Below are 13,146 nucleotides of genomic sequence, written 5' to 3' on the forward strand. Positions count from 1 at the left end.
ATTTCAGTAACCTCTAGTGTACTTTATTATGTTAACTTCAAGACCGTCAGTTCGAGGAAGAATCTGTTAAGATTTTTGTATCGAGAATAGGGCTTGAAGTTAAATAATTGTTCTCGATAAATTTTTCCTGCACTTTGTTAAGGAAAACCACTCGAACTGACGAAATTAGTTTTTCAGACAGCTTCTTTTAGCGAATATCTATTATAATAAAGTACTCGGGCAAACATAATCTGATGTTTTTACGTCTGTTTCTTTAATGGCTTTAAAACCGCCCAAAACATCTTTAAAATTGTCATAGCCACGTTTTTTTAGCATAGAACTGGCAATCATACTACGGTAACCGCCGGCACAAAAAACAATAAAGGGTTGTTCTTTTGGGATTTCTGCTAAATGTTCGTTTAAGGTATTAAGAGGAATATTGATGCTTCCTTCTACGTGTTCCGAATCGTATTCACTTTTTTTGCGGACATCGATAAGCGTTACCGTTTTTTCATGGAAAATTGTTTCAAATTCTTTTGCGGAAATACGTTCGGTGGTATCTGTTTCTTTTCCGGCCGAAATCCAACTGTTTATACCTCCTTTTAAGTAACCAATAGCATGGTCGTAACCTACCCGCGCTAAACGGGTAATGGCTTCTTCTGCTTTGCCTTCATCGGTGACCAACAGTATCTCTTGATTGATATCTTTGATGAGTTCGCCAACCCAAGGCGCGTAATTTCCGTCTAAGCCAATATTAATGCTATTCGGGATAAAGCCTTTGGAGAAATCGGTAGCGTTTCTAGTGTCTAAAATTAATGCCTGAGAAGCATTAGCAAGCGCTTCAAATTGGTCTGGGGAAAGCGGATTTTCAGCTTTGTGTTTTACCTCGTCAAAACTTTCGTAACCCTGAATGTTCATCAGTACGTTTTTAGGAAAGTAACCCGGAGGTGCAGTTAACCCATCAAGAAGTTCTTTTATAAACTCTTCTTTGGTCATATCGGCACGCAACGCATAATTTGTCTTTTTCTGATTGCCCAAAGTATCGGTGGTTTCTTTGCTCATTTTCTTACCACAAGCAGAGCCGGCGCCGTGATTGGGATATACGATTAAGTCGTCGCTTAAGGGCATGATTTTGTAGCGAAGTGAATCGTAAAGATGTCCGGCCAATTTTTCTTCGGTTAATTCTGAAACCACATGTTGTGCTAGGTCAGGTCTTCCTACATCTCCAATAAATAAAGTGTCTCCGGTGATAATTCCGTGTTCCTTTCCGTTTTCATCGATCAGTAAGTAGCTGGTGCTTTCCATGGTATGACCTGGGGTATGCAGTGCTTTTACTTGGTAATTCCCAACGTTAAAAATTTGGTTGTCCTTTGCAATCGTAGCCTCGTAGTTGGGTTGTGCTCCCGGGCCAAAGACAATTTGTGCTCCGGTTTTCTTTTGTAAATCTAAATGACCACTTACAAAATCGGCATGAAAATGCGTCTCGAACACATACTTGATTTTAGCATTGTCCTTGTTAGCTCGGTTGAGGTATGGCTCTACTTCCCGTAGGGGATCAAAAATGGCTGCTTCGCCGTTATTTTCTATATAATAAGCGGCGTGCGCCAAACATCCGGTATAAATTTGTTCTACTTTCATGATAACTATTTTTTAAAATCCTACTGTAAAACTAATTCTGATTTACAGAAAGTTATGTAACCTCGGTTGCAAAGCTTACACGATAATAGTTCTTAAAAAATGATATTTATCAGGCTTGGGGAGTTGCTTGAAAGGTTGGGGAGGGGTATAGGTTAGAGTTTAGTATTTGCTTCTTTTGTTATAAAATCTCCTTAATTTAATTGATCATCTTGTCAATATTCAAGGGGTAAGCCCAGAAGAAATTATAGTAATCTGTTTAAATAATAAATCAGCTAAGAATATTTTAAGTCATATACGATCTAGTTTGAATAATTTAGAAAATAAGGTACGTTGTATTACACCCGGATTCGTGGAAAGAACAGATTTGTTTAAAGAGAAAGGTAGAGTGGCTCTCGCAACTGCTTTTAGAGCCAAAGAAAATGAAGCTAATTTTTTTAATTAGATGTGATGTTATTCCGCGAGATATTAGAAAGAGAAACTCTGTATTTTTTTCAATAACGCGTTCTCGTGGCTGGACCTATTTAACAGGAACAGGTGATGAAAGTAATATAATAAAATCTGAAATAGATGAAATCGAAAAAATTATTCTGAATTTATATTTCCAAAAGAAAAAGATTACCAAAGAAGGTTTCAAATTATAAGTCGGGAAGATAACAAAGAAAATAGAAGGCTGGAAAGCTCAATGAAAACAATATTTATTTAACCCATGTTTGATTGCTTCAAATTTGTTGAAATCTAAACTAACTTCTATTAAAAAGCCTCAGATAAAAATTTTCTGAGGCTTTTTATTCTTATTTCCAAAATAAGAGCTTCTGAAACCAACTTTTCTTTTTTGGTTCAGGTTTAGACAATTCAACAGAATAACTTAATCCCTCCTCTAAATTTTGTGAGTCTTTATTCTTATAATACTCTTCTCTTTCGGAATCTTCAACTGCTCTGACTTTATGTATAGTTTCGTCAGACCATTTTAATGACCATTTAACCTCGTTGTTAGTAATCCAATAATGAGATTTACAGTCAAAACTCCAGTTACCAACCGATGGTTTTAAACTGATTGCCTCTCCATCATAAATCATTTTCCATCCTGTAGGAGTTAAAGGCGTATTAACTTCACTTCCACAACCACAGGCACATTTATGAATCACACTACCATAATCTAAAGAAATGTACAGAATACCTTCTTCAATTATATCTGGTATAAAGTCAACGAACTTATGCTGAAATCTCATTACTTACTAATTGATTAACATTAATCGAATAAGTGCTGTGATGCTCATTTTCAAGGTCATTTAAAACACCATAAAGCTTGTAAAACTTAATTACAGCAAACGTTGCATTTAAACAGTTCAAAGGAGCAATTTGTATATTGGAAGCATACTCTTCATTTTCTTCATCAGCAAATGAAATACATCCATTCCAGACATGGTCTCTTTTATTTTTAGTACTCGTAGTAGTCCTAATCATTCCTATTAAGGAATCATCAACTCGTTCAACTCCAATTCCTGTATCAATAAATTCGATCCCTTCATCTTCCAGTTTTTTAAATATTAATTCTTTGATTTCACTTTTGTCAATACAAACAAATACAAAATCCAAACCTTTAAGCATACCTACATTAGATTCATTTATAAACAAACCATGAGTAATGATATGCTTGCGCATTTTAGAATAAATATTGTAAAGATAATCTACCTTTAAAACGGATTCATTGAGTTCTTCCAACGAAGGAGCACCAGGTGCCCTAAAAGCATTATGTTGTAAAAACTTATCACCATCATATAAGTGTATTTCACCTACATAGGTTTTTGCTATGAAATCTAATATGTAAGAACCTGTACCTCCAAGACCTATAATTCCAATTTTAAGCCCTGACAACTTCTGGTTAATAGCTTCAATTTCAGCTTTTGAAGAATTTGTGTCACTATAATTTAATACTGATTCATCATCCAATGACTCAATAACTTTATATGTTCGAGCAGTAACACTAGGGGCAATATTTCTGGCAGGTGCTGAAATAATTTCAGCATACTGCACCATTTTATCATAGTAATTCTGATAACCATTTGCAGGTTTATTTGAAAATGAATGGTTTGCAACAATCCTATCAGTTAAATTCATAGTTCGGCTCGAATGCTGTAATTGACGAATTATAGTTCCATCAATATTACAAGGAAATTCACCAGCAAAATGGATTACATGTGTATTAGGTTTTGTAACTTGATTGTTAGCAATAGACACGTTGCTAACCAACGTGCCTTTTACTACTTCTTTATTAGCGTTCAAATAAGGAACACTATGCATCAATAAGTAATTTCCAATTACTTCTACTTCATAACCATTGTCACGAAGTTTTTTGACATCTGGACTATGATCTATTAGTTTGTGTGACATTGAAAATCATTTTATTTTTAACATATATCACTTCACCTTTAACCATACTTCCTTCTGGCTTACTAGGTACACCTCGCTTATAATTTATTGTATAAATCACATTAGGATTAGTGGAAACTTCTCCATAAGCAAGTTTTACAACATCATCAAAAGAGATTTTTTCATTGCTCCATGCCTTTTCTCTGGCATTTACAATAACACATTTAATCTCTTCTCGTTCACAGCTCACAAAACTTGATTTTTTGGTTATAGCTATCTTATGTTCTACATCATCCTTATAAGAAACCTCTACATTTCCTTTGCGAATCTCTTTTAGATAGAATCGGTCAGGATTAATACCTGCTACTTCCATTATTTCTAAAGAAGTCATCAAACACTCTTCAACTTCGTACTGCTTGTTATCAACTTTTATTTTCAGCTTTCTATAAGGTTTTGCTTTGAAGCCTTCAATACCTGCTGTTTTGAGGTCAACTATCTCATCAAGTTGAATTGGCGTAAAACCTTTCTCATTGATTTTGTATAGCAACTCAAAATCCTCCACAGGAGTTAGATTAGCAATAGTTAATAGTTCACGTCCAGTTATTTTTGATTCGCTGGACTCGAATTTTTTTCTATTAATTGTAAATATATAATTCATCTTATAGATTTTTTACGTTAAACTCAATTGAAGGTTTGAGCTCACCTTGAACCCGTAATCCTTTAAAACAGTATGGGTCAGGCACTATTCAGACAAATAATATTTTGCTAAAACAGTAATTATGACGTAAAAAATCATTATATTTGTATAACAAAATAAAGGGAATGCTTTGATGGTGATAAAGCCTCAAAGTGAAGTCGTCCAAACTTTTATTCCTCTTAAATTCTAATCCAATTCTATTGTTGTCTCAATTGAATTGGATTTTTTTTATCTGTTTATCGGCTTGTAATTTTTAAATTCATTTTACAAATATAATAAAAATCTAAATATAATAAGATTTTGTCTAAAATTTTTAATCTTATTTTTTTTAGATAAAAATTACCTAAAATAAGATTTTATTATTATATTTGTGTAATAAACGAAAAATGTTATAATGACAACATTAGGTTCTTATCTAAAGTCTTTGCGTAAATCGAATAATTTAACTTTAAAGTATATCGAAGAAAATTTAGGCATTTCAAATGCGTATCTAAGTCAACTTGAAAATGACAAAATTAAAAGCCCGTCGATATATGTGTTAACGACCTTGTCAAATGCATATGATACACCCCTTGCTCAAATATTAGAGGGATCGGGAATTGTTAAAAAGCCTGAACAAACACAAGAGGAAAATCAACTTAACAGCCGTATTGCCTTCTCAACAGAGAAAATGTCTAAAGCGGAAAAAGAAGAAGTATTAGAATATTTAAATTTTTTAAAATCGAAAAGAAAATAAATAGCTCACTTCAATCTCAGGATGCAATAGAAAAAATATCTTATAATCTTTTAAAAGATAGTAAGTGTTTAGGTATTTTTCCAACACCTGTTGAAAATATTGTACAATATGCTAATTTGAAAATCGATCAAGGTAACGACTTGTCTAAAATTGAAGAGTCATTTATCGATAATTTAAAATATAGAACTAAGGGGCAGATACAAAACTTACTATCTGGATTGAGTAAAATTAAAGGAATATTCTTTCGAGAGGATAATCTCATTTATGTTGACCTAAAGGATAAAACTAATAGAAAGAATTTTGTTGCTTTGCACGAACTAGGTCACGGAATTCTTCCTTGGCAAAATGAGTTATCTCTTGCACTTGATAACAAGTCTTCGCTTTCTATGGATGTAGAAGAACAATTTGAACTTGAAGCCAACCTCTTTGCTTCAGCTACTCTATTTCAGCATGAAAGATTTAATAGAGAATTAGAAAAATTACCTCTTTCTATTAAGTCTGGTATGGCTCTTGCAAAAAAATTCGGCTCATCCAACCATGCAGCTTTGAGAAATTATGTGCTAAAATCTAGAAATAGATGTGGTATGATTGTGTTGGATAAAATCCCAGAACCAAAATGGAATAAGCCTTTTTGTTCATTAAGAAATTTATTTTATTCAAATTCATTTTTACAAGATATTGGCGAACTATCAATACCTGAGGCCTTTGGTTATAAATGGGGATTTGCTCAAGATTTCAAGCACAAAAGAAGATTACACGAAGCAGGTGAGATTGAATTTACAAACATAGTAGGCGATACTATAAATTGTAAATACCATTATTTTTTTAACTATTACAATGCTTTTGTATTCTTTTTTCCTGCTGATGAAAAGAAAAAATCAAAAACAAAAATTATTTTGAAAAATGTATAATTTTAATAACGAGAAATAAACATGTCGTTATAATATATCTATATAATTTGGTTTAAAACTTGTTAACTCTTAATTAGCCAATATTACTCAAATCATTACTATAATTAGAGTTTGGTGTCTCCACATTTTTGCAGAATAAATTATATTTCTGTTTTCTTAAAAAATAGGTCAACTTATTTTAATCAATAGCTTCAAGTCAAACTTTGAACCATTCTAAATTAGATGTCTTTTTATTAGATATTTTTGAAGATGATTATTGTGGGAAAAATTTCAATAGACCTGCTATTAAAGAAATGTTTGAATTTTTAAATAAAAACAAATCCAAGGTTTATTTGTTTCTTGTCGATGTTGTAGATAGGTTTTCTAGAGATACTGAATACATTTAAACCATTGCCATAAATTGTAAAGCTTTTTGAGATCATACTTATAGATGAATACACTAAGAAGTCTGAAGACAAAATGAGAGAGATAAAGTCTATCGATAATGAGATCAGTAGGATGTGACAAAACGATTAAAATTGATAGTAAAATATGCAAATGATAAAATAGAAGAAAAAGATTATAAACAATTATTAGAAATGTATCGTAACAAAGAGACTGAGTTGCTTGGTGAAAAATTATAGTTCGATTCGTTTCAAGAAGATATGGATAAGTTTATTTCATTTGGGCTTACTCTTCTAACTAAATTGCTGAAGTGCTATAAAAAAATCAAGTGTTTCGGTAAAGAAAAAGATCATCAATTCGATAATTAAAGATTTACTTTACTTTGAAAAGAATAAGTTTCGAACCACAGAATTCAATGAAGCGATTAGTCTGCTTTTCAATTATAGTAACGGGCTTCAGAGAATAAAAAAGAAAACGGGAAACAAAAAACTATTGCTTCCCGCTTAGTACTCAAGGCGGGAATCGAACCCGCACTTCCGAAGAAACTGGATTTTGAATCCAGCGCGTCTACCAGTTCCGCCACTTGAGCGATTGCGTGTGCAAAATTAAAAAATAATTTGAAACTTCCGTGAAAATTAGTGAGAATATTACTTTTATGCTGAAAATAAATTTATAAATTTGCAGCTCGTTTTAAAAAACAGTAAACAAGTAGTTTACATAACATTACTAAAATGGCAAAAGTAATTACTGAAGCACAAATATTTGCATGTTCCCAGAGTACTATATTGGCTGAGAAAATCGCCAAAGATTATGGCGCTAAATTAGGGAACGTAATTACTTCTACTTATAGTGATGGCGAGTTTCAACCTTCTTTCGAAGAGTCTATTCGTGGAGCAAGGGTGTTCTTAATTGGTTCAACCCATCCCGGAAGCGATCATTTAATGGAGATGTTACTCATGTTAGATGCTGCTAAAAGAGCATCGGCCAGACATATTACGGCGGTGATGCCTTATTTTGGTTGGGCGCGTCAAGACAGAAAAGATAAGCCAAGAGTGCCTATCGCAGCGAAGCTTATTGCAAAAATGCTGGAAACTGCCGGAGCTACCCGAATTATCACGATGGATTTACATGCCGATCAAATTCAGGGTTTCTTTGAGCGTCCGGTAGATCACTTATTTGCTTCTACTATATTTTTACCTTACTTAAGAAAATTAAACCTCGATAGCTTAACCATTGCTTCCCCGGATATGGGAGGTTCTAAAAGAGCCTACGCTTATTCTAAAGCCTTAGAGAGCGATGTGGTAATTTGTTATAAGCAACGAGCAAAAGCCAATGTAATTTCGCATATGGAATTAATTGGGGATGTTACCGGTAAAAATGTGGTCTTAGTAGATGATATGGTAGATACGGCCGGAACCTTAACCAAAGCGGCAGATGTGATGATGGAGCGTGGGGCAAAAAGTGTACGAGCGGTTTGTACGCATCCGGTGTTATCTGGAAATGCTTATGAGCGTATCGAAAATTCACAATTACAAGAACTTATCGTTACCGATTCTATTCCGTTAAGACAGGATAGTAGTAAGATTAAAGTGGTGAGTTGTGCAGAGCTGTTTGCCGATGTGATGCGAAGCGTTCACGAGAATAAATCCATCAGCTCTAAATTTTTAATGTAGAACAATTTATTTATTAATTAATATTTTTTAGAAATGAAGTCAATTACGATCAATGGATCTAAAAGAGAAAGCGTAGGCAAGAAGTCAACAAAAGCCTTACGTAATGCTGGAGAGGTTCCTTGCGTATTATACGGAGGAGAGCAAGCTATTCACTTTTCAGCACCTGAAGTTTCCTTTAACAGTCTAATCTATACGCCAGATGTGCATACGGTAGTATTGGAGTTTGATGGAGCTAAGCATAACGCTGTCCTTCAGGACATTCAATTTCACCCCGTAACCGATGAAATCCTTCATATGGATTTTTATGAGTTTGGTGAAGATCAAGAAATTTCTATGGAAATTCCTGTACATGCAGAAGGTATTCCAAGAGGTGTGAAAAACGGAGGGGTTTTACGTTTTAACTTACGTCGTATGAAGGTAAGAGGCCTTGCTGCTAAATTACCAGATTATATCGTAGCCGATGTAACTCCACTTAAGATTGGAAATAAATTATATGTTACTGCTGTGCAAAGTGAAGATTATACTATTCTTCACCCAGATAACACGGTAATCTGTCAAGTGAAAACTTCTCGTAACATCGTTGCTGTTGAAGACGATGATGAAGATGAAGTTGCTCCAGGAGATGTTCCAGCAACTGAAACTCACGATGAAGGTGCTGCTGCAGCTTCAGACGATGCATAGAAAATTGCAAACGTTTATTATAAAGCATCTTGGTATTTATCAAGATGCTTTTTTTATTTTTACTGAAAATTGAACAGATGCTGTCGTTTTTTGGTAGAATTTTAAGTACAACTAAGGATAATACAGACCCAATGAGAAAATTTTTAATTGTTGGTTTAGGGAATATTGGTGAAAAATACGAGGAAACCCGACATAATATTGGCTTTAAAGTGTTAGACCAATTGGCTGCTGAAGAAAATATTTCTTTTGAAACCGTAAAGTTGGGAGATCGTGCTGAATTTAAATGGAAGGGAAGAACTTTTGTTCTAATCAAGCCTTCTACGTTTATGAACTTAAGCGGCAAGGCCGTCAACTATTGGATGCAAAAAGAGAAAGTTCAAGTAGAAAATTTACTTATTGTTACCGATGATTTAAACTTGCCTTTTGGAACCCTAAGAATAAAAACGAAAGGTAGTGATGGCGGCCATAATGGTTTAAAAGATATCCAAGCACAATTGAATACTTCTAAATACCCTAGGTTCAGGTTTGGGATAAGCGATGAGTTTAGCAAAGGGAATCAGATAGATTATGTGTTAGGGGAATGGGATGAAGAGGAACAAAAAAAATTGCCTGAGCGGTTAAAGAAATCTGCAGAAGCTATCCGTTCTTTTGGAACTGCAGGAGTCAATAATACCATGAATACATTTAACGGGAAGTAAAACCTACCCTATAGAAACAAAAAAAGGAGCTAGTTAGCTCCTTTTTTATTACAAATAATTCGTTCTATTCTATAATTACCTTTTTAGTAACAGACTTGTTGCCATTATCAACTTTTACAAAATAGACTCCCGTTTGAGCTTGATCAAGACTTAAAGATTCTGAAAATTGATTTTTGTAATGATAGGTTTTTGAGAAAATCCTTCTTCCCGAAATATCAAAAATATTTACTTTGATAGGTTCTTCTTCTTTAGGGGTTAAGCTAATAGTGAACCTTCCATTGTTAGGGTTGGGATAAATGACAAAACGATCTAAAAGTTTGATGTTTTCGTTTTTAAGAGGATCTCTGACCACTACCGTATAATCTTCTACTTCACCATAAAAATCTTCTTCACAAGATTCTGGAGCGAACAAGTTCCAAGGCGGGAAATAAATTTTAGTGGATACACGCATTATTGTAGGTCCTAAAACAGCATCGTTAGGAACGATAACTGATAGCGGGGAGTTCTCACTAGGTCCATTACTGGTGTTATAGGCACTGCCTAACTCATATTCTTCTCCGGGATCATCAAAACTACAGTTTTGGTTCCAATCAATCCAAACCATGGTATAAGCTTCAAATTGTCCTCCTGTATTGGAGTTCACGCTTAAATCATAACTTTCATTCAAATCAATAGTAGTGGATTGGTCTGTGTAGTCATTGTAGCCGCTGGTTTTTTGCGAGGAGTTACTAATAGTGTTAAAATCGACTAATGTGATAGCTATATCAAATTGAAGGCTACCGGAAGAAGGACAAACACTACAGCTTGTTGTTGTAAATTCATAAACCTCACTATATTCTGTTTCTGTACATGGATTAAATGCTTTTACTCTCCAGTAATAAGTGGTGTCAAAATCTGTTTCGGTGAAAGTATAAGTGTTATCTTCTACTTCTGTTTCAATTAAAATATTATTAAAGCTATTATCAGTTGATAGTTGAATGCCATATGAATTTGCATTTTCTAATGCCTGCCAACTCAATACAGGAGTCTCGCTTACGTCGGTCTCTTGGTTTTCCGGATTTAGTAAGTTAGGAGCTTCTAGGTTGTTATCGTAAATGTTTAAATTAACCGGAGTAGTATATTCTACAGAAGAAGAATTCCCCGCAATTTCGATTTCATAAGCACCAACTTCTAAATTTTCGGTACCTGAAATGGTAAGTGTGATTTCTGTTCCGTTTTCAGAAGTAGAAGGAGGGTTGAAATCAGCGAGTAGTCCTTCAGGTAAATTATTAACCGAGAAAACAGTAGTTTGATTAAAATTTTCTGAAGTATTGTAAGTGAAGTTATATTGAGCATTTTCTGGTACACAGATAGCTTCTACAGGATTTTCTACTGTAAACACAAAAGAAGAAGAAGCTATCGTGAAATCTTCGTTATTAACATCATAAAATATATTTTCTGAAGCTTTTACCATTAACCTAGCGTTCGAAGTAGAAGTTTCGTAGGGTACAGTAATTATGGCAGAACCATTATTAGGTATACCCGAAGCTATATTGATATCAAAATTTTGGCCTCCGTCAATACTTAAAAATACATCCACATTAGTTGCATTTATAGGTGCAGAATTTGTGTTGGAAACATCCCAAGTTATAGTTTGGTTTTCTCCTTCATTCCAAGTAATGTTTTCTTCGTTTTGTGAAGTTATCACAAAAGGTCCGGCACTATCATCTACAGTTACTTTCATTAAGTCAGAATCAGTTTGCCCAATTCCTGCAGAAAATCCACTTCCATTATCCCTTACTATAAAAGAAAAATTCATTTCCCGACTTATCGAGGGTGTTACTTCCCACATCGGAGTTAAGTTGCCGTTTACTACCTCTTCTAATCTTGGTAAATAGCGTTTCGGGCTATCTAGAGGCAAGATAGCTCGGTATAAAGGACCTTGTTCCCACGTAGGTTGAGGTGCTCCATTGCTAGGAGCCTGTTCCGGATCGTTTTGAGACCAATTGTAGGTTAAGGTGTTTTCACCATCAGGGTCTGTAGCATTTCCCTCTAATACAAATGCAGTTGAAATAGGGATAATGTAATCATTTCCTGCATCTGCTACCGGAGGCTGATTATCAATGGGTATTTCTGTAGCACAATTACTGCTAGCCCCATTTTTTATATTCTCGGTAATATCCCTAACAGAAACATAATTAAAATGCGCATCACTATGGTTTTGTACATTGGAAGAACAAATCCCGGCATATCCCATAATAGAACTACCACTAGCAGGTTCAACTTCTGTAGTCCCATTACCACTTCTATTACAAGTATTCATGACGTGAAAACCACCAAATTGGTGACCCATCTCGTGAGCTACATAATCAATATAGAAAGCATCGCCTACCGGGTTATTGCTTCCGGTATGACCACTTCCCTTTTGTCCAGAAATACATACACAACCAATGCATCCTGCGTCACCTCCTCCCGAAGTGTTAAAGTTGTGCCCAATATCGTAGTTGCTATTCCCAATAGTATTGTCAATAACTTCTTGGGTGGTATCGTTAAATTCTCCGTTCCAAGGGTCATCAGAAGTATTGCCATAATAGATGAGTTCATCATTATTTTCCACAAATATTAAGGTAACCCCTAGGTCTCTCTCGTAAATTTCATTAACCCTATTAATGCTTATGGTCATTTGTGCTTGGATATCGGCTATTTCATCACCTGCGGTATTGGCGAAAATATTCCCATATTCAGCCGTACAAGATAGAGCAAGTCTATAGGTTCTGTGAATACTATCGTCACTATCCATCAATTTACCCGTAGTATTTTCAAGCGAGGGAAGCTCTATTTCTTCCTCAGTAAGACATTCAAAATCATTGGAAGCATTGAGTAATTCAGAACGGTTAAAAGCAATATAATTAGAAGCATCTTTCGTGTAGGGTTCTACATATTCTACATTTCTTTTTCCTGAAAAGCTCATACTATGAACTCCAAATTGTGTAACACTAAAGCGCATGGTAGCGGTAGCATCATTTACTCCAATAGCTTTGTAAGTCTTAATTTGCGGATATTTTTCCTGAAGGCCAGGTTCCATGATAGAAGATTCTACAACGCTAAACTTCTCCAGATGCCCGTCTCCCATTGGAAAAGAGATTATAATTGGAGAAACCCCTGAAAAAGTTTCTCTATTGGGAGCATCTTCAATAGCAGACTTAAAAGAAGCTATGTCTAAATGAAATAAAGAATAGTGTTTAGGGTTTGAACTTCTTTCAATCTTTTCTGAAGGATCTAAATCTTTTTCGGATATTTTAGTCCAATACCTATTTTGTCCCGATATAGAAAAAGTCAGGAAAAATAAGAACAAACCTAAAACATAATGTAAATTTGTGTTCATAACAATATTTGGGGT

At 34.5% G+C, this 13,146-nt stretch carries 11 protein-coding genes and 1 tRNA gene; 6 read left to right on the forward strand and 6 right to left on the reverse strand.

Features of this window, described 5'->3' with window-relative positions; all coding sequences use genetic code 11:
- Nucleotides 1-201: 201 nt before the first annotated feature.
- Nucleotides 202-1,617 carry an MBL fold metallo-hydrolase gene (locus FVB9532_RS01565; RefSeq protein ID WP_150543454.1) on the reverse strand — a complete coding sequence of 472 codons (1,416 nt, stop codon included), beginning with the start codon at nt 1,615-1,617 and terminating at the stop codon, nt 202-204.
- Nucleotides 1,618-2,036: 419 nt separating this feature from the next.
- Between FVB9532_RS01565 and FVB9532_RS01570 the strand changes: the two genes are divergently transcribed.
- Nucleotides 2,037-2,258 (forward strand): hypothetical protein, encoded by a 222-nt coding sequence (locus FVB9532_RS01570; RefSeq protein ID WP_150543455.1) that lies wholly within the window; start codon nt 2,037-2,039, stop codon nt 2,256-2,258.
- Nucleotides 2,259-2,408: 150 nt separating this feature from the next.
- Here the strand turns inward: FVB9532_RS01570 and FVB9532_RS01575 are convergent, their stop codons facing one another.
- From FVB9532_RS01575 to FVB9532_RS01585, 3 genes are read right to left on the reverse strand one after another with little or no spacing between them, the layout of a single operon-like run.
- Nucleotides 2,409-2,846 carry a ubiquitination-like system serine protease family protein gene (locus FVB9532_RS01575; protein ID WP_150543456.1) on the reverse strand — a complete coding sequence of 146 codons (438 nt, stop codon included), beginning with the start codon at nt 2,844-2,846 and terminating at the stop codon, nt 2,409-2,411.
- Nucleotides 2,830-4,008, reverse strand: coding sequence for a ThiF family adenylyltransferase (locus tag FVB9532_RS01580; protein WP_150543457.1), 1,179 nt, complete (start codon nt 4,006-4,008; stop codon nt 2,830-2,832). The genes FVB9532_RS01575 and FVB9532_RS01580 overlap by 17 nt, the downstream gene beginning before the upstream one ends.
- Entirely contained in the window at nt 3,983-4,645 is a 663-nt protein-coding gene (locus tag FVB9532_RS01585) for a multiubiquitin domain-containing protein (RefSeq protein ID WP_150543458.1), read from the reverse strand. Before FVB9532_RS01585 ends, FVB9532_RS01580 begins: the two co-directional genes overlap by 26 nt.
- A gap of 433 nt (nt 4,646-5,078) precedes the next feature.
- Here FVB9532_RS01585 and FVB9532_RS01590 point away from each other — a divergent pair, with 433 nt between their 5' ends.
- Both FVB9532_RS01590 and FVB9532_RS01595 read left to right on the forward strand, forming a co-directional pair.
- Entirely contained in the window at nt 5,079-5,420 is a 342-nt protein-coding gene (locus FVB9532_RS01590) for a helix-turn-helix domain-containing protein (protein WP_150543459.1), read from the forward strand.
- A gap of 116 nt (nt 5,421-5,536) precedes the next feature.
- Entirely contained in the window at nt 5,537-6,331 is a 795-nt protein-coding gene (locus FVB9532_RS01595) for an ImmA/IrrE family metallo-endopeptidase (RefSeq protein WP_194716459.1), read from the forward strand.
- An 891-nt stretch (nt 6,332-7,222) separates the two neighbouring features.
- Here FVB9532_RS01595 and FVB9532_RS01600 read toward each other — a convergent pair.
- Nucleotides 7,223-7,304 (reverse strand) — tRNA-Leu (locus tag FVB9532_RS01600).
- Between the two features lie 142 nt (nt 7,305-7,446).
- On the opposite strand from FVB9532_RS01600, the gene FVB9532_RS01605 reads away from it, so the two are divergent.
- The 3 genes from FVB9532_RS01605 to pth all read left to right on the forward strand — a co-directional run bounded on the left by FVB9532_RS01605 (nt 7,447) and on the right by pth (nt 9,767).
- Complete coding sequence (locus tag FVB9532_RS01605; protein ID WP_150543461.1) at nt 7,447-8,388, forward strand: ribose-phosphate pyrophosphokinase; 942 nt, start codon at nt 7,447-7,449, stop codon at nt 8,386-8,388.
- A gap of 33 nt (nt 8,389-8,421) precedes the next feature.
- Nucleotides 8,422-9,069, forward strand: coding sequence for a 50S ribosomal protein L25/general stress protein Ctc (locus FVB9532_RS01610; protein ID WP_150543462.1), 648 nt, complete (start codon nt 8,422-8,424; stop codon nt 9,067-9,069).
- 77 nt (nt 9,070-9,146) lie between these two features.
- Complete coding sequence (gene pth / locus FVB9532_RS01615) at nt 9,147-9,767, forward strand: aminoacyl-tRNA hydrolase (RefSeq protein ID WP_150543463.1); 621 nt, start codon at nt 9,147-9,149, stop codon at nt 9,765-9,767.
- Between the two features lie 64 nt (nt 9,768-9,831).
- Here pth and FVB9532_RS01620 read toward each other — a convergent pair whose 3' ends face one another.
- On the reverse strand, nt 9,832-13,131 hold the full coding sequence (locus FVB9532_RS01620; RefSeq protein ID WP_150543464.1) for a reprolysin-like metallopeptidase: 3,300 nt from the start codon (nt 13,129-13,131) through the stop codon (nt 9,832-9,834).
- Nucleotides 13,132-13,146: the final 15 nt, after the last annotated feature.

The sequence above is a fragment of the Mesonia oceanica genome, from assembly GCF_902499555.1.
In the GTDB taxonomy this organism is placed as follows: Bacteria; Bacteroidota; Bacteroidia; order Flavobacteriales; family Flavobacteriaceae; genus Mesonia; species Mesonia oceanica.